The following is a 21910-nucleotide window of genomic DNA, read 5'->3' on the forward strand; positions in this document are numbered from 1 at the left end:
TACCCATGAAGCAGCTGGTATTGATTGGCTACGGTGCGATGGCGCAGGTTATTTGCAAATACCTGCCGGAAAACCTGACGTTAGCGGGCGTGATTGCGTCTGAGCGCAGTGCTGCACGGCTGCGCGAAGCGTTGTCGGGCGTCAAAGTGGTCACGCAATTTGCTGATCTGAGCGTACAACCCGACCTGGTGATTGAGTGCGGTGGTCAGGCGTCGGTACGCCAACACGGCATGGCGGTCGTTGCGGCGGGGCTGCCGCTGGTGGTGATTTCCAGTGGTGCACTGGCCGACGATGGCTTTCGTCAGCAACTGGTTCAACAGGCTCAGCAGGGCGGTGGCGAAATTCACGTTCCAGCAGGTGCCATTGCCGGTATGGAAACCCTCGCAGCGGCCCGTATTGCCGGTATCGACCGGGTTGAATACATCTCCCGAAAACCGCCACAAAGCTGGCAAGGTTCGATGGCCGAGCAGGCGTTCGACCTTGCCACCATCAGCGAACCAACCGTGCTGTTCGAAGGCAATGCCCGCGATGCCGCTCTGGGCTTCCCGGCGAATGCCAACGTGGCCGCCACCATTGCCCTGGCGGGCATCGGCTTTGAGGCAACGCAGGTTCGCCTGATTGCTGATCCAACCATTCAGGGTAACCAGCATGAACTCACAGCGCGGGGGGATTTTGGCGAGCTGGATATTCGGGTGCTGGGTAAACCCTTGCCGGATAACCGTAAAACCTCGGCGTTGGCGGCACTGTCGCTGGTGCGCCAATGCCAGAATCTCAATCAGTGCCTGAAAATCTGACCCTGTTATCCAATCTCAAATTTCTGAATTTGTAAGTTATTAATAATAAAGGAAAAAGTCTGTTATCTTTGCGGTTTTCTGTATGGATAAACAGGTGTTTCTTGGCGAGTTTTGAAACCCATTTGAGTGGTGCGGCGCTGGTCAGCGCGATGTCGGCATCGGCGGCGGTTGTCAGCCAGTGGTGCTCAATCGAGCAGGGTGTTCTGTTGTTTTTTCTCGGTGCGCTGGGTGGCGTGCTGCCGGATATCGACTCCGACACATCGCGCCCGGTGATCTGGCTGTTTAATGTATTGGCGGCAGCGGCCTGCGCCTTATTCCTGTGGCTAGCGACTCCTTGGCTGGCAAGCTGGAGCAGCTCTGGCGGCAGTCGTATTGTGTGGGGCTGGCTGGGTATGGCCTTGGTCTGGTTGCTGGCAGGGCCGTTGGCGATGCGGATTTTCTTCCGCTTCACCATTCATCGGGGCTTGTTTCACTCACTGCTGGCAGCACTGTTTTTTGGCCTGGCCACGGTATGCATTGCCTGGGCTCTGGCACAGCAACCCGCGCCGTTCAGCTGGCTTTGCGGCTTGTTTGTGGCGGGCGGTTTTGTGGTGCATTTGCTGCTGGATGAGGTCTACGCCGTCGACTTCAATGGCGTACGCCTGAAGAAGTCGTTCGGCACGGCCATCAAACCCTTCAGTGTGGATAACTGGTCCGGCACCCTGATGCTGGCGCTGGTGTGTGGTGCCTTGTGGTACTTTGCGCCTTCGACGGAAGGGCTGGTGCAGGAGCTGCAGTGGTTGGCGGTGCTGGGGCGCTAGCGTGCTGGTATCAGGTAGCCATTCACCACAGATTCAACCCAACCGCTCAATCCTGCCGAGATCAAAAAGCCCCTGCGAGGCAGGGGAAGAGGACTATCACATGGTTTACATGTGATTCTGGACTTGGGCAGGGGCTGGGTCAGGGGAAAAGTCTGTTTCTGTGCGCGACCGTTCATACACCTCAATCGCTGCGGCAAGGTCTTCCAATGCGGTGCCTGTCGACTTGAACAGGGTGATCGCCTGTTTGTCTATCCGGCCACTGATTTCTTGCCGGCACAGGCTGCCGAGGTCGGCAATGATGCTTGCCATCTCAAAGCGACCTTCTGCTGCCGCTTGCAGTAAATCTCCGGCTTCGTGGCGGGCACCCTCAAAGGTATCAACAAAGACCTGTGCTTTTTCCAGACAGTGGCCATCGGTCTCCCGCATCTGTGGGGTAAAAGCCCCGACCAGATCCAGATGAACGCCCGGCGTGAGCCAGTCTCCCTTGATGATGGGGCTGCTCGCCAGCGTAGCGCAGCTGATGATATCGGCTTGTTGGCAGGCTATCGGCAGCTGTTCGGTGGTGATGACGGCGGAGTCGGTAATGGCGCTGAAAGCACCGGTATAGCCGGTGTACTGGCTGGCCAATGCGGCGGCTTTGTGTGGCGAACGGCCATGCACTAACAGCCGCTCTATCGGACGCACGGCGGCATGGGCTTCAATCAGCATCGGGGCCAGTTTACCCGTGCCACATATCAGCAGGGTCTTGCTGTCAGGGTTCGACAGGTAACCTGACGCCAGGGCCGAAGCTGCTGCGGTGCGACGACGGGTCAACTCGTTGCCGTCCAGCAAGGCCAGTAAGGCACCGGTTTCGCCATCAAACAGCTGATAGACACCGTGGATGGCTGGCAGGTTACGCTGGCTGTTGGCTGGGAATACGGTCAGGTTTTTGATGCCAATGTAGCCATCCTGTTGCCAGGCTGGCATCAGTAACAAGGTGGCGGTTTGGTGTGCCTGTTCAATGGTGTGATGGTGACGTGGTGGCACCACAGCACCGTTGATAAAAGCACCCTCAAGTCGGTTGATCAGACGATCCCAGGGCAGTAACTGTTGGATGCGGGCTGCATCGATCATGTTCATGGAGAGCCTCCGGTAAGGGCATCAGCTGAGCCGGAGCTCAGCTGACACAAGGTTTATTTCCAGGGGTTATTTCCAGGCTGGACCGGACATGAGTTCGGGCAACCAGAGCGCGGTATCCGGAATCGCCAACACCGCCGTCAGTACGATCAGCTGAATGATGATGAACGGCACCACACCACGGTACATGTGCGGCAACGTGATTTCCGGCGGCGTGATGGCACGCAGGTAGAAAATGGACGGTGCCAGCGGCGGTGTCAGGTAGCTGGTTTGTAGCACCACCAGGAAGGCGACACAGAACCACACATCGTCAAATCCGAGCATGCGCACCACCGGCATGGCCACCGGCACAATGATCAGCACCACGGACATCATGTCGAGTACAAAACCGGCAATAAAGGCGATGAACAGAATCATGCCGAGAATGGCCCAGGGCTCCAGACCGGTTCCCATCAACACCGATTGCACTGTTGCCATGCCGCCAGCGGCAAAGAACACTCCCGCAAACATGTGGCCACCCAGCACAATCAGCAGGATCATGGCGGAGATATTAACGGTGCTCATCAGTGACTGACGCATCACCGCAAACGACAGGTTACGGTAGCTGGCAGCAAGAATGATTGAGCCCAACGCACCACAGGCGGCGGCTTCGGTCGGGGTTGCCAATCCCATCAGAATGGTGCCCAGTACGGTGAAAATCAGTAGGGCTGCGGGCAACAGGGCGGTCAGTGTCAGGCGCAGTTTGTCGGCCAGGGAAACCGTCACCTCATGCTGCTGTAGTCTGGGCGCTACCGATGGTTTGAGCCAGGCGACGGCAATCACATAGAGAATAAACAGCAGTGCCATCAATAAACCGGGGAGCAGCAAACCACTGAACAGCTGTCCGACCGAAACACCGGCAACCGGTCCCAGCACAATCACGGTAATCGACGGCGGAATGGCGGTGCCCAGTGAACCACTGGCGCAAATAACCCCGGACAGCAGGCTCTTGTCGTACTGGTGTTTCAGCATCACCGGAATGGCCAGCATACCAATGACCGCCTCGGTGGCACCGACCACCCCACTGGCGGCGGCGAACACGGTGCCCAGCAAAATAGCACCCACGCCAAGTCCACCTGGCATTCGGGCGGTCCAGATATGAATGGCCTTGAACAGGCGTTCGGCAATACCGGCTTTTTCCAGCATGGCGCCCATAAAAATAAACAGCGGTACGGCGGCCAGTACGGAGTTGGAAGCCGTCTCTTCGATCTTGCTGAGCAGCTGATAGGCGGTGACGTCACCAAACAACATCAGCCCGAAAATGGACGCCACCAGAATCATTGCAAAGGCGATTTGAAAGCCTGCAAAGATGAACAGCATCAGCAGCGGAAACATCAACAGTGAGAGGTAATCAGCCATGGTGTTCAGCTCCTTGTTCACTGCTGTTGTGTAGTCTGTCTTCCATGCCCATCAAGGTGTAAAGCGCCTTGATCAGCTCGGCCAGCAGTTGCAGCGTAAGGATCAGGAATCCCACTGCCCAGACGCTGTAAACCGGCCACATCAACGGGTTCCAGGCAGAGCGGCCAGAGCGCTCGCTGGTTTCCAGGGCTTCGTGAAAGTAGAGCACCAGCTCCCAGCTCAACCAGCCGCTCAGTGGCAGGAACAGCAGGTAGCAGCAGCACTGGATGGCAGCATTGGTGCGGCGGGAAAGACGCAGCGATACAACATCGACGGTCACGTGCTGGCCCAGACGCAGGGCATTGGCGATGGCCAGCATAAAAATCGCGCCCATGACCATATAACTGATTTCGAACGCCCAGAGCGTGGGGCTGTCCAGCAGGTAGCGGCTGAATACCTCGATAACGAGCGCGGCGATTAAAGGCAGAATCAGCAAGGCTGACAGCACGCCAGCGACGCGAGTGACCACCTCAATGGCGGTGATTGGTTTCATCATGATTTTCCGGGATGTAACAAGGGGAGAAGCAGGGCAGCTATGGCTACCCTGCAAGGGTGAAAGGCCTTAGGTTGTGGATTATTGTTCGTTCGCGCCAATTTGCAGGCGGTACTCCGGCCACAGACTGATCTTCTGCTTGAAGCTGCGTTGTGACTGCAATACGCGTTTGAACCATTCGTTCTTGCTGGCGTATTCGTCTTCCCATTGGCGGGTTTCGGCCAGAATTGCGCTCTGGAATTCCGGGCTCAGGCGGACAATTTCGTTGTCACCTTGCTGCAACTCCTGATAGGCGCTGAGGTCGGCGTAAGACGCGGCCAGCCAGGAATCAAACACCGACAGCCTGGCTGCCTGACGCACCAGATGGCGGCTGGCGTCGTCGAGCTTGTCCCAGACTTTCTTGTTCACTTCACATTCCAGTACCCCACCGGACTGGTGAATGCCTGGTAGCACCACGTAACGGGCGACGTCCTGGAAACCGGTTGGTTTATTCATCTCCGGAGAGCCCCATTCAGCGGCATCAATAACGCCGCGTTCAAGGGCAGAGTAGATGTCGCTACCGGCCATAACCACCGTCGATGCACCCAGTCTCGATGCAATTTCAGCCCAGGCGCCAGAGGTGCGAATTCTCAGCCCCTGAAAATCCTCCAGGGTACGAACCGGCTTGTTGGAGTGCAGGAAAATTTCGGTGCCCAGAATGGAGCACGGGAACGCGACCACACCAAATTCTTCCAGACGGAACTGCTCATACAGCTCAACGCCGCCGCCCTGATACATCCACAGCATGAACTCTTCTGGCGTCAGGCCAGATGAATGCCCAGCCAACAGCGAGGTGGTCGGGTTTTTGCCGTAGTCGTAGTTGATGTAGTTGTGGCTCACGGTGGCGACGCCAGAGCGCACGCTGTCAGTAACCTTCAGGGAACTTCCCAGGGTGCCGCCGGGAAATACCTTGACTTCGATTTCACCGTGACTCAGTGCCTTCACGTGATCGGCAAACGACTGGGCATCACGCTCCAGCCAAGGACCGCCGGACCACGGTGTTGCCATGCGCCACTGTTCAGCAGCGCTGGCATTGACGGAGCCCAGGCTGAGGGTTGCTGCCAGAGCGGAAACGATGGTGGCCCGTTGGTGTTGGCGGAACGAGCGGGTCATCGCGGAGATCATATGGGTCATGCGTTGTTTCATCTTGCTGTCGCCTCATTATTGTTGTGGTGCTGTTGTGGGAATAGTCAGGATGGGGTGGCGGACTCGGTAGCCGATCAGGGCTGACCAAGCTCGCGCTGCATTTCGTTGGCGCGCTCGGCACAGGCTTGCATCGCTTGTTCGATCATTTCGCGAAAGCCGTTGTGTTCCAGCGATTGAATGGCTTTTTCGGTCGATCCTTGTGGTGACATCACGTTGCGCATCAGCTGGGTTGGGTCCAGCTCGCTTTGCTGCGCCATGGCGGCTGCGCCAAGGGCGGTCTGGGCGGCCAGTTGCCGTGCACAATCCGCCGACAGGCCCTGCTGAATACCGGCCTCTTCCATGGCAGCCAGCATCAGAAAGAAATACGCCGGAGCACTGCCTGAAATGGCCGTTGCGGCATCCATCAGCTGCTCTTGCGGCAGCCACTGCACCAGCCCGGTGGCAGAATGAATGCGCTGTGCCAGCTGGCGCTGGTGGCTGCTCAGATTGTCACTGCCGTACAACGCGGTGGCGCCAAGGCCGATCAGCGCCGGGGTGTTGGGCATCGCCCGGACAATGGCCAGATGGTGGCCCAGCCAGCTTTGCAAGGCGTCGATTGGAATACCGGCAGCGATGGAGATGATCAGTGGATTGCGCTGGGCCAGAACCGGCTGCAGCTCGCGACAGACCGCTGCCATGATTTGTGGTTTGACCGCCAGGATCACAACATCGGCCTGTTCGACGGCGGTCGGGTTATGGCTGCTGGTGTGGATTTGGTAGCGTTGCTGAATGGTCGCCAGACTTGCGGTGTCGGGAGAGGTTGCGGTGATTGCCGAGGCTGGATAGCCCTGCTGGATCATGCCGCCAACGATTGCACTGGCCATATTGCCAGCACCAATAAAACAGATGGATTCTGCCATTTAATTTCCCCGTTATTGTTATTGCAGATCTTCTGTCCGCTCTTTCGAAACATAAAATCACGCAGGGGATTGGCTTATCTTGTTCGATTCTCAGATTTTTTTGTTCGATTCTCCGGGGTTTAAAATGTGTTCTGAAAAGCTTATCAAGATCACCGTAGAATGTATCGCTATGTCATAAATGATGAATTGACTTGCCGGAAACTATCCGGTAGTCCTAATAAAAAGCGTTCTCGACTAGAAGGAATTGGTCATTAATTGAAGAATTTCAGCGATGCATACCCAGATAAGAAAAATGTCGCTGTCTAACAGCTGCATGAATCACAACCATGATTATCATCAGCTTGTGATAGCCCATCATGGAATAGCCGATTTTGAAGTTGAGGGGTTAGGAGGACGTATTGACCCCTTTAATGGATGTATTGTTCCGGGTGGAGATATGCACTATTACGAGGGGCTGGGAAACAACAGTCACCTGGTGATCGACATTCCCTCCGATAGCCTTCCCGACTCTCTGGCCCGACTGTTTGAAGGCGGGCGCTACTTCCCTGCAGACAAGGGGCTGCGCCACCTGCTGGTGTACATGTACCAGGAATCGCAAATCTGGAATGCCTACCCTGATGCGGCCGATGGCATCTCAATCACCTTTTTATCGAGCCTCTACCAACGGGTATTTTTTGCGGAATCCAGCACTGGTTATGTTGGTGGAAGAATCGATATGGGAATGATTGATGAATATATCCTGAGGCATATTGACCAAAAGATTTCTGTTGCCACACTTGCCCGTTTAAATAATTTGTGTACAGGCCATTTTCATGATCTTTTCCGACGTTTGAACGGAATTACCCCCGGCCAATACCTTCTGGAAAGTCGTATGAAACATGCCCGGGAATTGGTACTTGGATCCGGACTGCCAATTATTGATATTGCAGAGCAGGTTGGATTTTCCAGCCAAAGTGCTTTGACCCATGCATTTAGAAGACATTACGGAGAAACACCGGGAAGACTCAGACGAGGCGGTTAACCTGATAACTTCTGGCTCATATATTGGCCGAAATTTTCTGTTTATATTCGAGAAGTGTTTTTTGATATTGGATATTCGATACATGCCATTCAATATTGATAATTGAATCAGGTTTAATTATTTGCCATTACGATGGCATGCCCTGTGGACCATCGAAAACTGATGACTGATGCTGGCAAAGTTGAAGGGGATGTGACTTACCGGTGGATAGCTGGCTGCTGGATAGCTGAACGCCAGAAACAAAAAAGCCCCGCAATTGCGAGGCTTCTTTGAGGAATTTGGTGGTGCCCAGAGGCGGAATCGAACCACCGACACGGGGATTTTCAATCCCCTGCTCTACCGACTGAGCTATCTGGGCGTCTTGGCTGACGTTTGGTGTCTCGCTCAAGTGGGACGCATTAAACAGCCATCCCGTTTTTCTGTCAACAACTTTTCTGAATTAATTTTCAGGTTTTTCAGGCACATAGCCTTCGGCCTTGTCGAAATCGCCGCCGCTGAGGAATTTGTCCCGCTGTTCGGTGAGGTATTTGCGGGCTTCCTTGTCCATCATGTTGAGGTGTTTTTCGTTGATCAGGCGGGTCTGGTGCTCGGTCCATTCGGCCCAGGCTTTGGCGGATACGTGGTTGAGGATGTCTTCACCCACTGGGCCCGGGAACGGGGCCTGTGCAAGGGCTTCCAGTTCTTGTTGGTATTTGCGGCAGAAAACGGTGCGGCTCATGAAAAACTCCCGTGTAGGCTGTGGTTTGATGCTCAGAGTTGGTTTTGCAGCAGTTTGATGACGGGTGCGGCCAATCCGAGTTCGCTCGGTTGGCGGGGATTGTACCAATGCACTGTCTGCTCGCCTATGTGGTCGGTCAGGCGCTCCAGTTCAACTTCTACCGGGTGAATATGCAGGTGGTAGTGGCTGAAGGTATGACGGAAGCTGCTGAGCTCCTGAATCTGTTTGACCCGATCCCCGTAGCTGGCTGCAAGCTGTTGTTCGGCGTTGGCCAGTGAGTCGGCTTCGGGGAAGCTCCACAGGCCACCCCAGATGCCGGTTTGTGGCCGTTGTTGCAGTAAAAACTCACCGTTGGGGTTGCGGATCATCAGCAGCCAGGCGTGTTTTTCGGGCTTTTCTTTTTTCGGTTTGCTGTTGGGGTATTGGGTCGGTTTGCCGCTGGCGTAGCCCGCACAGCCTGGTTGCAGTGGGCAAATGCCGCAGGCGGGTTTACTGCGGGTGCAGAGGGTCGCGCCCATGTCCATCATGGCCTGGGTGTATTCCCGGTGGCTGTGCTCTGGTGTCAGTCGTTCGGCAATGTCCCACATGGCGTTCTGAACGGCGGTGGTGCCGGGCCAGCCTTCAATGGCATAGAAGCGGGTCAGCACCCGTTTGACGTTGCCATCCAGAATGGCGGCGCGTACGCCCATGCTGATGGATGCAATGGCGCCTGCGGTTGAGCGGCCAATGCCGGGCAGTTCGGCCAGCTGTTCGACGCTGCGGGGAAATTCTCCGAAATGCTTTTCGACGACGGTTTGGGCGCATTTGTGCAGGTTGCGGCCTCGGGCGTAGTAGCCCAGTCCGGTCCACAGATGTAGCACCTCGTCCTGTTCGGCGGCGGCAAGCGCCTGTACTGTCGGAAAGCGTTCCATAAAGCGCTGGTAATAGGGAATAACCGTGGCGACCTGGGTTTGCTGCAACATGATTTCAGACACCCATACCCGGTAAGGGCTGATGTCTTGCTGCCACGGCAGGTGTTTGCGGCCATGCTGGTGGTACCACTCAAGCACGGTTTCAGAGAACGCCCGATCGTTGTGAGGGGCGTTGGCGGTGATCTGGCTCATCAAATTCTGGCGCTGTTTCTGGTGCTTTTTTGGATTATTTGCTGCTTTCCAGTGTCATTGCACGGGTTTTGGCCAGAAATTCTTCGAGTTGTGGCACGTCCAGCGGTCGGCTGAACAGATACCCCTGGCCTTCGTCACAGCGGTTTTGGCGCAGGAATTCTACCTGATCTTCCGATTCAACGCCTTCTGCCACCACTTGCAGGCCCAGTTTGTGGGCCATGGCGATGACGGCGGCGGTGATGGCCATGTCATTGCTATCGACGGGGATGTCTGTGACGAAGGATCGATCGACTTTTAATACTTCAATCGGCAGGCTTTTCAGGTACGACAAGGATGAATAGCCGGTGCCAAAATCGTCGATGGCAAAGCGGATGCCGTAAGAGCGCAGGGCCGACATGGTAGCGATGGCTTTTTCGACGTCCAGCATCAGGGTACTTTCGGTGATCTCCAACTCGAGGTTGGAGGGCGACATGCCGGTTTCTTCCAGGGTTTTGCGGATCATGTTGGCGAGGTCGGGGTCGGCAAATTGTTTGGCTGACAGGTTGACGGCGATGCGGGTGTCGAATGGCATGTCGCCAGAGGCGATAAATGACTGGATCTCGCGGCAGCTGTTCTGCATTACCCAGCGGCCAATATCAATGATCTGGCCGGTCTCTTCGGCCACCTTGATAAAGCGGTCTGGTGGAATAAAGCCCTTGATGGGGTGGTGCCAGCGGATCAGGGTTTCAACCCCGGTAATGGCGTAGTTTTGCAGGCTGACCTTGGGCTGATACACCAGGCTGAACTGGTTTTCGTGCAGGGCGTCGCGAATTTCCTGCTCCCAGGCCAGGTGCTCCAGAATCTCCTTGTTCATTTCTTCCGAGAAAAACTGGTAGTTGTTGCGACCCAGCTCCTTGGCTTTGTACATAGCCAGGTCGGCGTTTTTCATCAGGGTATTCGGGTCGGTGGAATCCTGCGGCGTCAGGGTTATGCCGATGCTCACCGAGGTGTTGATGTCCTGGCCTTTGATACGAATGGGTTCGGCAAGGGCTTCGAGGATTTTTTCTGCCACGATTTTTACGTCGGAAATGCGTTTTACGTCGGTCAGCAGGATGGTGAACTCGTCACCGCCAATGCGCGATACCGTGTCCTTGTCGCGCACGTTGGCGCTAAGCCGGCGCGATACTTCCTGCAACAGCAGGTCTCCGGCATCGTGGCCCATGGAGTCGTTGATGCGCTTGAACTGGTCCATGTCGAGGAACATCAGCGCCAGAGTGGATTGGGTGCGCTCGGCGGATTTGATCGATTTCGACAGCCGGTTCTTGAACAGTCGCCGGTTGGCCAGCCCGGTCAGGGCGTCGTAGAAGGCGAGGTTTTCCATCTGTAACTGGGCGGATTTCAGCTCTGAAATATCTGAAATCGCCCCCAGATAACCGATCACTTCGCCATCCCGGTCGTGCATCGGGCTGGCCATTAAATGAATCCAGGCATGACTGCCGTCACGCTGTTGCAAGCGCAGGTCGAGCTCAATGCTTTCTTGTTGGGAAACCAGATTTTCCCAAGCAAAGCGGGTGGCTTCGAGGTCGGCGGCCAAAATACAGCTGAACCATTGTTCGATGTCCGGAATCTCGTTGGTGAGGTTGTGGATATCCCGCCAGCGCTGGTTGACGTAACGGAGCACGCCGTTTTTATCGACCTGAAAGATGCCCACCGGCGAGAACTCGGCCAGTTTGCGAAAGCGCTCTTCATTCAGCTTGAGGGTTGATTGGTCGGTTTCGGTGGCGTGCAGCAGCTCGTTTACTTGCAGCAGCAATTTGCCGTAGTCATCGGAAGCCTTGCTGGGCGTTCGTAGCGAGTAGTTGCGCTCGCGGGTGATGCGGGCCAGAAAGTCGGACAGGTCTCGTAAGGGGCCGAATAGCCCTTCCCGAATACGAATCGCCACCAGAAAAGCCAGTGCCATGGAAACTATCCAGATGGCAACACTGATTTGAAGGAAGCGCAGCAGTCGCTGTTGTACCGGCTGGTCATCGTGATTGATGCGCAGCGAGCCAATCACGTTGTTGCTGATGGTGAGTGGCACCACCAGGGTATTGGTACTGCTGACGATACCATTGCTGGTGGCTGGGCAGCCCGATGCGACCGCGGTTTCACGGTCGTAATGGGCCAATAAGCCACCTTGCTGGTTGTACAGGCAGCCTCGGGTGATGGCGGGGTGAACGCTGAGTGATTGCAGGTCGGCCTGTAAAGTGTCGAACTGCTGTTGTTTGATTTCCTGCGCTGCCGAGCGGGCTGCCATTTCTGCAATGGTGTTAATGCGTTGTTTGCTGGCATGACTGGTGAGGTAGTACTCCAGTCCGACGTAGGCGCCGCCGGAAAGCAGCAGCGTTAGCGTGGTGGCAATCACAACGACGATGGTCAGGCGCGCTTTCAGATTGTGTTGGCGGAATAACATGAATACAGCCGTTCCCTGTTAATGCGCCTCTCCGCCGGTGTTGGACAAATACCGTCAGGCCTGTCGACCGGGCGCAGCAATGAAGTTCGCCAACAAGTATGGTTCACAAAATCGGGGTTTGCCGGATTAGACCGAATGTAACTGTACGAACGAGCGTTAATTTTTGTCAGTGTGTGCCGAATGGCCAGTAACTGGCTGAATAGGCTGAGCAGGCTGAGCAGCAGGAGGGTTTTAAGCAGGGTGAGGTTTAGGTAGGGTGAGGTTTAGGTAGGGTGAGGTTTAGGTAGGGTGAGGTTTAGGTAGGAGCGGGTGTATGAGAGAGCTGTAGAAGGTAGCGGGAGGCAAAAGACGCAGGGAAGAGGAATAGTAACTGGGCTGGGGCTTGTCGCCATAAAGGCAACGTGCCTCAGCCCGCAGGTGCGAGAATCAGGCAGCGTTCTGGCTGCCGTCTTTCTGCTCGGCTTCCTGCTTCAGTTCTTCCAGCAAGGCGTCCATACGCTTCGAGGCATTGCCCGGGTTGGTACCTTGCAGGCGGTTGCTCATCTGGTCGCGGTAGGTTTTCACCATGCTCAGACCGGATACCACGGCGTCGTAAACGCGCCATTGGCCATCGTCAGACAGGTAAAGCTTGAAGTCGATCGGGATCACGTTGCCGTTGGTCTGGGTCAGCTGGCCCTGTACCAGTGCGCGGTCGCCCTTGTCGTTGATGCGAGCACTTTCAAAGTTCAGCTTCTCACCACTGAACGCCCGGAATGCGCCGCTGTAGGTGTGAATCTGCAATTCGCGGAAGCGCTCAATAAATTCGGTGCGCTGTTGCGGGGAAGCCAGACGCCAGTATTTACCCATCGCACCCATGGCGATTTTTTCCTGATCAATGGCTGGAACGATGTAGGTCATCACCAGTTGCTTGACCATCTCTTCGGAGCGGTCGGCTTCCGGCGTCTGTTTCAGTTCTTCAATCAGGCCATTGGTCGCCTGGCTGACCACTTCAGTGGGGTTGCTGTTCGCCCAGGCATTGAGGCCGATCAGGCCGAAGGCCAGTACCGCTGCAAAACGTTTGAGCATAGTCATCCTGTTATCCTTGTATTTGTCTCGCTATCTGGATTCGCTGAGTATATTGGGTTGTTAACTCTTTAAAATCCGGCTGTCGCTGGACAGATTGTTGCTATCCCGGCACCAACCTGCCGCCGTTTCACGAAAGTCTCGTCGCTGAGCCGCTGCTGCCAGTTCAGCCGGCAATTGCGTCATCAGTAAGCTCACTTGCTCGTGATCGGCCCATTGTTGCAGCAGGGTGATTGTCTGATGCATGACGCCACGGCGTTGGGTAATAGAGCGCACTGCGGCGTATTCAAGTGTGACCATGTCACCATTTTGCGAACAAAGTATGACACCAACGAGGCGGTCGTTGAATCGCGCTGCAACCAGCCAGTGGCCCTGTTGCAGTGCACTTTCCAGCGCTTCCGGCAGCAGGATTTCGGTGCCTGCATCTTGCTGGATTTTGGCTATATCCTGCCAGTCGGCGGCATCGGGTTGGCGAATATGTTCAAGTTTTACCGGCACGGGAGCTTCTCTTTCGCAATATTAGGCTGGGACAGCGTATCTGGTGCGCATGTTCCCTGGAGGTTTTTCACCTGGGTCTCTATGAGTAACCCGGTGCCCACGCAGAGCCGCGCAGTGGTGTTCATAGAGTCCCCGGCACTTTATAATGGTTTCCTTTTTCTTTGGCGAGAGTTTGGAGTTGTTCCATGGCCCGCACCGCAACGGTCGAACGTAATACCCTGGAAACCCAGATCAAAATCTCCATCAATCTGGATGGTACTGGTAAAAGTAACTTCGACACGGGTGTTCCGTTTCTGGAGCACATGATGGATCAGATTGCCCGTCATGGACTGATTGACCTCGATATTTTCTGCAAGGGCGACCTGCATATCGATGATCACCACACGGTGGAAGACATTGGTATCACCCTGGGTCAGGCGTTTGCTGAAGCCATCGGCGACAAGAAAGGCATTGTTCGTTACGGCCACAGCTATGTGCCGCTGGACGAAGCGCTGTCTCGCGTGGTGATCGACTTCTCCGGTCGCCCGGGGCTGAGCTTCAACTGCGATTTCACCCGTGGCAGCATCGGCCGTCTGGATACCCAGAACTTCTGGGAGTTTTTCCAGGGCTTTGTGAATCACGCCAAGGTGACCTTGCACATTGACAACATCAAGGGCTTTAACGCGCACCATCAGGCCGAGACCATCTTCAAGGCGTTCGGTCGCGCCCTGCGCATGGCGGTGGAAATGGACCCTCGTATGGCCGGTGTGATGCCGTCTACCAAAGGTTGTCTGTAAGGCATTCAGGAAGGATAACGTTTTGACCAGTAAAACATGCGCCGTGATCGACTACGGCATGGGCAACCTGCACTCTGCTCACGGTGCCTTGCAGGCGGTGGCCGGTGATACCAAAGTGATTGTCACCGGTGATCCCGAGATCATTCGCAAGGCTGACCATGTGGTACTGCCGGGCGTGGGTGCGATGCGTGACTGCATGGCCGAAATCCGTGCCCAGGGCATCGACCAGGTGGTCGCTGAAGCCCGCAAGACCAAGCCATTGCTGGGTATTTGTGTTGGCATGCAGGGCATGATGGATCGTTCGGAAGAGAACGGCGGCGTCGACTGTCTGGGCTTGTTCCCGGGTGAAGTGCGTTTCTTCGGCAACGACCTGATTGAAGACGGCGAGAAGCTCAAGGTTCCGCACATGGGCTGGAACAAGGTTCGCCAGATTCACCATCCACTGTGGAATGGGATCGAAGACGACACCCGTTTCTACTTTGTGCATTCCTACTATGTTGAAGCCCAGCGTGCCGAGCACGTCAAAGGCTCTGGCCACTACGGCGTTGATTTTGCTGCTGCCATTGGCGAAGACAACGTCTTCGGGGTGCAATTCCATCCGGAAAAGAGCCACAACGCCGGTTTGGCCCTGTTGAAGAATTTTCTGGAGTGGGACGGTCAGGCCTGATCGTTCTCTCCCTGCTGCTTAAAAGGTTTCTCTCATGCTTGTAATTCCAGCCATCGATTTGAAAGACGGCCAATGCGTACGCCTGCGTCAGGGCCGTATGGACGATTCCACCGTATTTGGTGATAACCCGGTTGAAATGGCCCGCCGTTGGGTCGATGGCGGTTGCCGTCGTCTGCACCTGGTGGATCTTAACGGTGCCTTTGCCGGTACCCCGGTTAACGGCGAAGCCGTGACTGCCATTGCCAAGGAATTCCCGGGTCTGCCTATTCAGATTGGTGGCGGTATCCGTACGCTGGAAACCATTGAAGCCTATGTAAAAGCGGGCGTCAGCTACGTAATCATTGGCACCAAGGCGGTAAAAGAGCCTGAGTTTGTAAAAGAAGCCTGTGCGGCATTTCCGGGCAAGGTGATTGTTGGTCTGGACGCCCAGAACGGTTTTGTGGCTACCGACGGTTGGGCTGAAGTATCCGAAGTGAAAGCGGTGGATCTGGCCAAGCAGTTCAAGAACGACGGTGTATCTGCCATCGTGTATACCGACATTGCCCGCGACGGCATGATGCAGGGCGTGAACCTGGAATCTACCGTGGAACTGGCGGTGGAAGGCGGCATCCCTGTGATCGCTTCTGGTGGTGTCACCAACATCGACGATATTCGCAATCTGGCCAAGGTTGCCAACAAGGGTATTCTGGGTGCGATCACCGGTCGTGCGATTTACGAAGGCACTCTGGACGTTGCTGAAAGCCAGAAGTTGGCTGACGAACTGACTGGTCAGGCGTAAGCAGGAGAATTTCCATGGCATTGGCCAAGCGCATTATTCCTTGCCTCGATGTCGACAAGGGCCGCGTTGTCAAAGGCGTGAACTTTGTTGGTATTCGTGACGCTGGCGACCCGGTTGAAATCGCCAAGCGATACAACGATCAGGGCGCTGATGAAATTACCTTTCTGGACATCACCGCCAGCCACGAAGGCCGTGACACTACTGTGCATATGGTGGAAGCCATTGCCGAGCAGGTGTTTATCCCGCTGACGGTGGGTGGCGGTATTCGTGAGCTGGCGGATATCCGCAACATGCTGAATGCCGGTGCCGACAAGGTGTCTATCAACTCGGCAGCGGTCTACAACCCGGAATTTGTTCGCGAAGCGTCGGAGAAATTCGGTGCCCAGTGCATTGTGGTGGCGATCGATGCCAAGCAGGTTGGCGACAACCATTGGGAAATCTTCACCCATGGTGGCCGTAAACCAACCGGTATCAACGCCGTTGAGTGGGCTGTGAAGATGGCTGAATACGGCGCCGGTGAAATCCTGCTGACCTCTATGGACCGTGATGGTGTGAAATCCGGCTTCGATCTGGGGGTGACGCGGGCGATTTCCGATGCGGTGAACATTCCGGTCATTGCCTCTGGTGGCGTTGGCAACCTCGACCACCTGGTTGACGGCGTGCTGCAAGGCAAGGCCGATGCCGTACTGGCAGCCAGTATTTTCCACTTCGGTGAATTCACGGTTGAACAAGCCAAACAGCACATGGCCGCTGCGGGCATTGAAATGCGCCTGTAAATGGCCAAAAACTGAACATTCGAGGGTCAAACTTTGTTGCGTTTCGTGGAATAATGCCCAGACGTTTTCAAAGGATTGATGTATGGCCCTCGGTGTTCGACGCCCGCTTGTTTGGGCGGCGTGTTTTATTGCTGTGAGTTCCGCTTCTCAGGCCGATGTGTTTGATGAGTTTGAGCCAGACATTCCTACCGTTCTCAGTCCGGTGCGCCTGCACCAGCCTCTGACTGAAGTTCCAGCCAGTGTTACCTTGATCACCGCCGAGCAAATACGCCAATGGGGTATTCGCCGTCTGGTCGACGTTTTTCAGTATGTGCCGGGCATGTTTGTTGCCCAGGAACTCGACAGTAATCAGTCCAGTGTGGTGTACCACTCCGGCGATGTGGCGTTGGCGCGTCGTCTTGAGGTGCTGGTGGACGGTCGCTCTATCTATCGGGCCACCTTTGCCAGTGTCGACTGGGATCAGCTTAATGTTGCGCTGGATGATATCGAGCGTATTGAAATCACCCGCGGTGCCAGTGCCTCAGCCTACGGCATGAACGCCTTTCAGGGTGTAATCAACATCATTACCCGCCACCCGGCTGACAGTGCCCGGGCCGCATTGCGGCTTTCTGCAGGCCAGCAACAGCGTAAGCAAGGCTATGGCAGCATTGGCTTTGAGGCCTTTGGTGCGCCGACGCGGTTATCCCTGTTTGCTCACCATGAAGGCGAGCCAGCCTCCGATAATCCGGTCGAAATGCCAGAGCAGAACTGGGTCGAAGGGGGCCACTGGAGTGGTACAGCGCAGCTGGATGACGATTCTGAATTGAACTGGCAAGTGGGTCGTCAGCGACTGCGTCGTAATCTGTTGGGGGATGAAAACTTCCACACCGGTCAGCCGCAGCAGCAGTCCATCACTGACATGGTGCAGCTGAAGTTGAAAAGTGCCGATGGCTCCAGCGGTAGTTGGCAGGCACGTGTTGCCTGGCAGGCCGAGAATCAGGAAAAACAGTATAAGGCTTGCACTCCGAGTATGGCCTATGACGCCGATCTGGGGCGCTTGTACCGCAACAATCGGTCGCTGGCGATTGCGCTGGGTTATGGCGTTTTGCCGCTGAGTAATCCATCGACATCTGCGGCCGAGCGCCAGCAAATTGAACAGGTTTATCAGGGCCTGGCTTATGGCGTGGTGTCGGCATCACAGTTGGAAGCCTATCTGGCGTCACAAGGGCAAAGCGCTCAGGTGTCTGAGCAAGACTACGAGCTGGTTCGTACCATTGCCGCCCGAGCGGTGAGTGCCGACGCTCTGGGGGAAGTCACTTGTGGCGATGGAGACTACGACCTCTACGAACAACGGCTGGAAATGGAGTTGGAGTACACCCGCTGGTGGAGTGATACCTTGCGTTCGGTGCAGGGGCTGACCTTTCGGCGCGACGAAGCCGCTTCGGAAACATGGTTTGGCGGCAAGCTATCGCAAAGCAATGTGATGGCGTTTTCCAGTGTTGAATATCGCTTTCAGCCAGATTGGCTGGCTTTCCTGTCGCTGACTGCGGATTACCAGCAGAACGACGGCGCGTATTTTTCACCAAGGCTGGCATTGACCCACCTGCTGGACGATCGCAGCAGTGTCCGCTTTCAGTACGCCAGCGGTCATCGCTCGCCAGATCTGGCGGAGCGTTATATGGCGGCCTCTGCTCAGGTGAACGGCCTGACGGACAACTACCTCGGGCTTGCCAGTGGCGAGTTGTTCCTCAGTACTGACGCCTCTGATTGGGAGGGTGAACTGCACGGCGAGTCGATTCACAGCTGGGAGTTGGGATATTACGGCATGTTCAGCGACCCGCGCCTGAGCCTGGATGTGAAGGTCTTTCACGAGCGTATGCAGCGGCTGATTCACGGCAAGGTGAGTTTGCTGAATGGCAGTATGGATGAACACTCTGGTATGAGTCTGACCGGACTGGAGTGGCAGCTTGATTGGGCCCTGAGCAATCAACAGAAGCTGTGGTTGGTGGGGATTGTTCAGAACCGCTCGACGGATTCAGACCGAGGCCAGGAATTGACGGTCGGTGCCGAGAACAGTATGCGTCTGGCCTGGACTGGCCAGCGTGATGATTGGCAATGGATGCTGGGCGGCTGGTTTGATCAAGGTCGTTACCACAGCGGTGGCAGCTATTCCCAGTCTGAGCTTTACACCAAGCGTCGTGTGACCGGGCGGCTGGCACGCAGTTTCCATCGTTGGGAGGTCGCACTGGAAAGCCAGTACGATCCACTGGCTGGGCGACTGCAATATGAACGCAATGAGCGTTGGAACAATTGGCTGACGGCTCGCTGGAGTTGGTGAGGGTTTGTTTACCTGAATCGGCAGCTGACACAGACCATCAACAAAAACGCCCCGACTGCCATTGGCAGCCGGGGCGTTCTTTATGGAGCAGGGATCAGTACAGAACGCGGGCGCGAATAGTACCTTCCACTTCCATGATTTTTTCCAGCGCCAGGTCACTGGTGGACTTGGCCACATCGATCACAACGTAACCGATGTCTTCAACCGTTTGCAGGTACTGACCAGAGATGTTGATGTCGTTCTCTGCAAAGATGCGGTTGATGGCGTTCATCACGCCCGGCACGTTCTTGTGGATGTGCAGGATGCGGTGAACGTTCGGGTTGGATGGCAGGGCAACTTCCGGGAAGTTAACAGAGGCCGTGGTGGTGCCTTTGTCGCTGTAGGTGGCCAGTTTTTCACCCACTTCCTTACCGATGTTTTCCTGTGCTTCCATGGTGGAACCGCCCACGTGTGGGGTCAGGATCACGTTGTCGAATTCACGCAGAGGGCTTACGAACTCGTCGTCGTTGCTGCGTGGCTCAACCGGGAATACGTCGATGGAAGCACCCAGCAGTTTCTTGCTGCGCAGGGCGTCAGCCAGAGCGTCAATGTCGACCACGGTGCCACGAGCCAGGTTCAGGAAGATAGAACCTTGCTTCATCTGGGCAAACTGTTCAGGACCCATCATCCACTTGGTGGATTCGGTTTCTGGTACGTGCAGGGTAACCACATCGGCCAGACCCAGCAGCTCTTCCATGGAGCCCACCTGAGTGGCGTTACCGATTGGCAGCTTGGTGACGATGTCGTAGAAGTACACCTTCATGCCCAGGCTCTCAGCCATCACGGACAGCTGGGTACCAATGTTGCCGTAACCCACGATGCCCAGCTTTTTGCCACGGATTTCGTAGGAGTTGGCAGCAGATTTCTGCCAGCCGCCACGGTGACAAACGGCACTCTTCTCTGGCACGCCGCGCATCATCATGATGATTTCGGCAATGGCCAGTTCAGCAACAGAACGGGTGTTGGAGTATGGAGCGTTGAATACTGCAATACCGCGCTTGGTCGCCGCTTTCAGATCAACCTGGTTGGTACCGATGCAGAAACAGCCAACAGCAATCAGCTTCTCTGCTGCTGCGAAGATTTCTTCGGTCAGCTGGGTACGGGAACGAATGCCGATGAAGTGAGCGTCTTTGATGCGCTCTTTCAGTTCTTCGTCTGGCAGAGACGTTTTCAGGTATTCAATGTTGGTGTAACCGGCGGCCTGGAGCGTGTCCAGAGCGGATTGATGCACGCCTTCCAACAAGAGGAATTTGATCTTGCTTTTGTCGAGGGACGTTTGTGCCATGGGGTACCTTCTTGAGGTGCAGACCAGCAATGGGCGGTCCGGATTATATAGAGATGTGCGGTCGGTCTGTCTTTACAGAGTGCCCACAGGGAGAAAGATCTCCGAAAAACAGGTCGCATATGGTAACATACGTCGCTTTCAAATGTGATACTCCGTCCCAGTCATCATCGCGATGATCCCTCAGGATGGCATGACGAATTCTCATAAATCCCCGGATAAGCCCTGGATAATCAAGCCATGACGCAATTGACCCTAGACGCCCTTGTTGAACGCCTGTCGGCCATTGTTGGTGAAGACAAGGTTCGTACCGATGCCGATTCCCTGGAAACCTTCGGTAAGGACTGGACCAAGATCCTCGATCCCAAGCCTTCTGCCATTGTATTCCCGAAAACCACCGAGCAGGTACAGCAGATTGTGCTGCTGGCCAACGAAGCGGGTCTGGCACTGGTGCCGTCCGGTGGTCGTACTGGCCTGAGCGCTGGTGCGGTCGCGGCCAATGGTGAGGTTGTGGTTGCGTTTGACTACATGAACCAGATTTCCGACTTCAATGCGGTCGACCGTACTGTGAAGTGTGGCGCGGGTGTGATTACCGAGCAGCTGCAACAATTTGCCGAAGACAATGGCTTGTTCTACCCGGTGGATTTTGCTTCCTCTGGTTCCAGCCAGATTGGTGGCAATATTTCTACCAACGCCGGTGGCATCAAGGTGATCCGCTACGGCATGACCCGCGACTGGGTTGCTGGTTTGACGGTGGTAACCGGTAAAGGCGAGATTGTTCGTCTGAACAAAGACCTGCTGAAGAACAACACCGGTTACGATATGCGTCACCTGTTCATTGGTGGTGAAGGCACGCTGGGCTTTGTTACCGAAGCGACCATGCGCCTGACCCGTCCGGCCAAGAACCTGACTGTACTGGTGCTGGGTGTGCCGGAAATGACCGCCATCATGAACGTGCTGCACAAGTTCCAGTCTGGTCTGGATCTGACTGCGTTCGAGTTCTTCTCCGACAAGGCACTGAAAAAAGTACTGGCTCGTGGTGATGTGCAAGCACCGTTTGAGACCGAAACCGAATACTACGCACTGCTGGAATTCGAGGCCGACACCGACGACAAGATGGATGTTGCCATGCAGTTGTTCGAGTCCTGCATGGAAGAAGGCTGGGTTTACGATGGTGCCATCAGCCAGAACGAAACCCAGGCGGCTAATCTGTGGCGTCTGCGTGAAGACATCTCCGAAACCATTTCTCACTGGACGCCGTACAAGAACGACTTGTCCGTAGTGGTTTCCAGGGTACCTGAGTTCCTGGCGGAAGTAGAGGAAGTGGTAGTACGCGAATACCCTGACTTCGAAATCGTCTGGTTCGGTCACATTGGTGATGGCAACCTGCACCTGAATATCCTCAAGCCGGACGATCTGGCCAAGGAAGAATTCTTCGAACGTTGCGGTAAGGTTTCCAAGTGGGTCTTTGAAATTACCGAGAAGTACGACGGTTCGGTATCGGCCGAGCACGGTGTTGGTCTGACCAAAAAGCCATACCTGCACTACTCCCGCTCCGCTGCTGAGATCGCTTACATGAAAGCCATCAAGGCCACGTTTGACCCGAACAACGTGATGAACCCGGGCAAGCTGATCGATATGGACTGATCGGTTCGTACCGATCAGACACAAAAAACCGGCGCGTGCGCCGGTTTTTTTATGCCTGCTGATCTGACCTG

The 21910-nt window shown here is 55.4% G+C and carries 20 protein-coding genes and 1 tRNA gene; 9 read left to right on the forward strand and 12 right to left on the reverse strand.

Annotated features, from left to right (window positions below; all coding sequences use genetic code 11):
* Positions 1-5 precede the first annotated feature (5 nt).
* Complete coding sequence (locus tag ACXADJ_RS16885) at positions 6-794, forward strand: aspartate dehydrogenase (RefSeq protein WP_475068276.1); 789 nt, start codon at positions 6-8, stop codon at positions 792-794.
* 101 nt (positions 795-895) lie between these two features.
* Positions 896-1594 (forward strand): metal-dependent hydrolase, encoded by a 699-nt coding sequence (locus ACXADJ_RS16890; RefSeq protein ID WP_475068279.1) that lies wholly within the window; start codon positions 896-898, stop codon positions 1592-1594.
* A gap of 105 nt (positions 1595-1699) precedes the next feature.
* Here ACXADJ_RS16890 and lhpI read toward each other — a convergent pair whose 3' ends face one another.
* From lhpI to proC, 5 genes are all read right to left on the reverse strand, one after another.
* Positions 1700-2713: a bifunctional Delta(1)-pyrroline-2-carboxylate/Delta(1)-piperideine-2-carboxylate reductase gene (lhpI, locus tag ACXADJ_RS16895; RefSeq protein WP_475068281.1), complete on the reverse strand. Its 1014-nt coding sequence runs from the start codon at positions 2711-2713 to the stop codon at positions 1700-1702.
* Between the two features lie 66 nt (positions 2714-2779).
* Positions 2780-4108 carry a TRAP transporter large permease gene (locus ACXADJ_RS16900; protein ID WP_475068283.1) on the reverse strand — a complete coding sequence of 443 codons (1329 nt, stop codon included), beginning with the start codon at positions 4106-4108 and terminating at the stop codon, positions 2780-2782.
* Positions 4101-4643, reverse strand: coding sequence for a TRAP transporter small permease subunit (locus ACXADJ_RS16905; protein ID WP_475068285.1), 543 nt, complete (start codon positions 4641-4643; stop codon positions 4101-4103). The genes ACXADJ_RS16900 and ACXADJ_RS16905 overlap by 8 nt, the downstream gene beginning before the upstream one ends.
* A gap of 78 nt (positions 4644-4721) precedes the next feature.
* Positions 4722-5813 carry a TRAP transporter substrate-binding protein DctP gene (gene dctP / locus ACXADJ_RS16910; protein ID WP_475068287.1) on the reverse strand — a complete coding sequence of 364 codons (1092 nt, stop codon included), beginning with the start codon at positions 5811-5813 and terminating at the stop codon, positions 4722-4724.
* Positions 5814-5899: 86 nt separating this feature from the next.
* Positions 5900-6724, reverse strand: a complete 825-nt coding sequence (gene proC, locus ACXADJ_RS16915) for a pyrroline-5-carboxylate reductase (protein ID WP_475068289.1) — start codon at positions 6722-6724, stop codon at positions 5900-5902.
* A 271-nt stretch (positions 6725-6995) separates the two neighbouring features.
* Between proC and ACXADJ_RS16920 the strand changes: the two genes are divergently transcribed.
* Positions 6996-7745, forward strand: a complete 750-nt coding sequence (locus tag ACXADJ_RS16920) for a helix-turn-helix domain-containing protein (protein WP_475068291.1) — start codon at positions 6996-6998, stop codon at positions 7743-7745.
* 282 nt (positions 7746-8027) lie between these two features.
* Here ACXADJ_RS16920 and ACXADJ_RS16925 read toward each other — a convergent pair.
* From ACXADJ_RS16925 to ACXADJ_RS16950, 6 genes are all read right to left on the reverse strand, one after another.
* Positions 8028-8103: transfer RNA gene (locus tag ACXADJ_RS16925), tRNA-Phe, on the reverse strand.
* An 81-nt stretch (positions 8104-8184) separates the two neighbouring features.
* On the reverse strand, positions 8185-8463 hold the full coding sequence (locus tag ACXADJ_RS16930) for an oxidative damage protection protein (protein WP_028293715.1): 279 nt from the start codon (positions 8461-8463) through the stop codon (positions 8185-8187).
* Positions 8464-8495: 32 nt separating this feature from the next.
* Complete coding sequence (mutY, locus tag ACXADJ_RS16935; protein WP_475068295.1) at positions 8496-9566, reverse strand: A/G-specific adenine glycosylase; 1071 nt, start codon at positions 9564-9566, stop codon at positions 8496-8498.
* Between the two features lie 34 nt (positions 9567-9600).
* Complete coding sequence (locus ACXADJ_RS16940) at positions 9601-11997, reverse strand: EAL domain-containing protein (RefSeq protein ID WP_475068299.1); 2397 nt, start codon at positions 11995-11997, stop codon at positions 9601-9603.
* A gap of 426 nt (positions 11998-12423) precedes the next feature.
* Positions 12424-13068, reverse strand: a complete 645-nt coding sequence (locus tag ACXADJ_RS16945) for an MlaC/ttg2D family ABC transporter substrate-binding protein (RefSeq protein ID WP_475068302.1) — start codon at positions 13066-13068, stop codon at positions 12424-12426.
* Between the two features lie 54 nt (positions 13069-13122).
* The gene (locus ACXADJ_RS16950) at positions 13123-13557 is read right to left on the reverse strand and encodes an acetyl-CoA sensor PanZ family protein (protein WP_475068305.1); all 435 of its coding nucleotides are present in this window, start codon (positions 13555-13557) and stop codon (positions 13123-13125) included.
* 185 nt (positions 13558-13742) lie between these two features.
* Here ACXADJ_RS16950 and hisB point away from each other — a divergent pair, with 185 nt between their 5' ends.
* From hisB to ACXADJ_RS16975, 5 genes are all read left to right on the forward strand, one after another.
* The gene (gene hisB, locus ACXADJ_RS16955) at positions 13743-14333 is read left to right on the forward strand and encodes an imidazoleglycerol-phosphate dehydratase HisB (protein ID WP_028293711.1); all 591 of its coding nucleotides are present in this window, start codon (positions 13743-13745) and stop codon (positions 14331-14333) included.
* Between the two features lie 22 nt (positions 14334-14355).
* On the forward strand, positions 14356-15000 hold the full coding sequence (gene hisH / locus ACXADJ_RS16960; protein ID WP_028293710.1) for an imidazole glycerol phosphate synthase subunit HisH: 645 nt from the start codon (positions 14356-14358) through the stop codon (positions 14998-15000).
* 34 nt (positions 15001-15034) lie between these two features.
* Positions 15035-15778 carry a 1-(5-phosphoribosyl)-5-[(5-phosphoribosylamino)methylideneamino]imidazole-4-carboxamide isomerase gene (hisA, locus tag ACXADJ_RS16965; RefSeq protein ID WP_028293709.1) on the forward strand — a complete coding sequence of 248 codons (744 nt, stop codon included), beginning with the start codon at positions 15035-15037 and terminating at the stop codon, positions 15776-15778.
* Between the two features lie 14 nt (positions 15779-15792).
* Entirely contained in the window at positions 15793-16554 is a 762-nt protein-coding gene (hisF, locus tag ACXADJ_RS16970; protein ID WP_475068312.1) for an imidazole glycerol phosphate synthase subunit HisF, read from the forward strand.
* 82 nt (positions 16555-16636) lie between these two features.
* Positions 16637-18871 (forward strand): TonB-dependent receptor plug domain-containing protein, encoded by a 2235-nt coding sequence (locus tag ACXADJ_RS16975; RefSeq protein ID WP_475068314.1) that lies wholly within the window; start codon positions 16637-16639, stop codon positions 18869-18871.
* A gap of 94 nt (positions 18872-18965) precedes the next feature.
* Here the strand turns inward: ACXADJ_RS16975 and serA are convergent, their stop codons facing one another.
* Positions 18966-20195 (reverse strand): phosphoglycerate dehydrogenase, encoded by a 1230-nt coding sequence (serA, locus tag ACXADJ_RS16980; protein WP_475068316.1) that lies wholly within the window; start codon positions 20193-20195, stop codon positions 18966-18968.
* A gap of 237 nt (positions 20196-20432) precedes the next feature.
* Here serA and ACXADJ_RS16985 point away from each other — a divergent pair, with 237 nt between their 5' ends.
* Positions 20433-21839, forward strand: a complete 1407-nt coding sequence (locus tag ACXADJ_RS16985; protein ID WP_475068318.1) for an FAD-binding oxidoreductase — start codon at positions 20433-20435, stop codon at positions 21837-21839.
* Positions 21840-21910: the final 71 nt, after the last annotated feature.

The organism is Oceanobacter sp. ABM4_470, assembly GCF_056158645.1.

Bases quoted from the DNA above. Each gene is read 5' to 3' on its own strand.
- ACXADJ_RS16905 (WP_475068285.1), bottom strand. From the start codon at position 4,643: ATGATGAAACCAATCACCGCCATTGAGGTGGTCACTCGCGTCGCTGGC.
- hisF (WP_475068312.1), top strand. From the start codon at position 15,793: ATGGCATTGGCCAAGCGCATTATTCCTTGCCTCGATGTCGACAAGGGC.
- ACXADJ_RS16940 (WP_475068299.1), bottom strand. From the start codon at position 11,997: ATGTTATTCCGCCAACACAATCTGAAAGCGCGCCTGACCATCGTCGTT.
- dctP (WP_475068287.1), bottom strand. From the start codon at position 5,813: ATGACCCATATGATCTCCGCGATGACCCGCTCGTTCCGCCAACACCAA.
- ACXADJ_RS16885 (WP_475068276.1), top strand. From the start codon at position 6: ATGAAGCAGCTGGTATTGATTGGCTACGGTGCGATGGCGCAGGTTATT.
- hisA (WP_028293709.1), top strand. From the start codon at position 15,035: ATGCTTGTAATTCCAGCCATCGATTTGAAAGACGGCCAATGCGTACGC.
- serA (WP_475068316.1), bottom strand. From the start codon at position 20,195: ATGGCACAAACGTCCCTCGACAAAAGCAAGATCAAATTCCTCTTGTTG.
- ACXADJ_RS16920 (WP_475068291.1), top strand. From the start codon at position 6,996: ATGCATACCCAGATAAGAAAAATGTCGCTGTCTAACAGCTGCATGAAT.
- ACXADJ_RS16930 (WP_028293715.1), bottom strand. From the start codon at position 8,463: ATGAGCCGCACCGTTTTCTGCCGCAAATACCAACAAGAACTGGAAGCC.
- mutY (WP_475068295.1), bottom strand. From the start codon at position 9,566: ATGAGCCAGATCACCGCCAACGCCCCTCACAACGATCGGGCGTTCTCT.
- ACXADJ_RS16900 (WP_475068283.1), bottom strand. From the start codon at position 4,108: ATGGCTGATTACCTCTCACTGTTGATGTTTCCGCTGCTGATGCTGTTC.
- proC (WP_475068289.1), bottom strand. From the start codon at position 6,724: ATGGCAGAATCCATCTGTTTTATTGGTGCTGGCAATATGGCCAGTGCA.
- ACXADJ_RS16985 (WP_475068318.1), top strand. From the start codon at position 20,433: ATGACGCAATTGACCCTAGACGCCCTTGTTGAACGCCTGTCGGCCATT.
- ACXADJ_RS16975 (WP_475068314.1), top strand. From the start codon at position 16,637: ATGGCCCTCGGTGTTCGACGCCCGCTTGTTTGGGCGGCGTGTTTTATT.
- lhpI (WP_475068281.1), bottom strand. From the start codon at position 2,713: ATGAACATGATCGATGCAGCCCGCATCCAACAGTTACTGCCCTGGGAT.
- ACXADJ_RS16945 (WP_475068302.1), bottom strand. From the start codon at position 13,068: ATGACTATGCTCAAACGTTTTGCAGCGGTACTGGCCTTCGGCCTGATC.
- hisB (WP_028293711.1), top strand. From the start codon at position 13,743: ATGGCCCGCACCGCAACGGTCGAACGTAATACCCTGGAAACCCAGATC.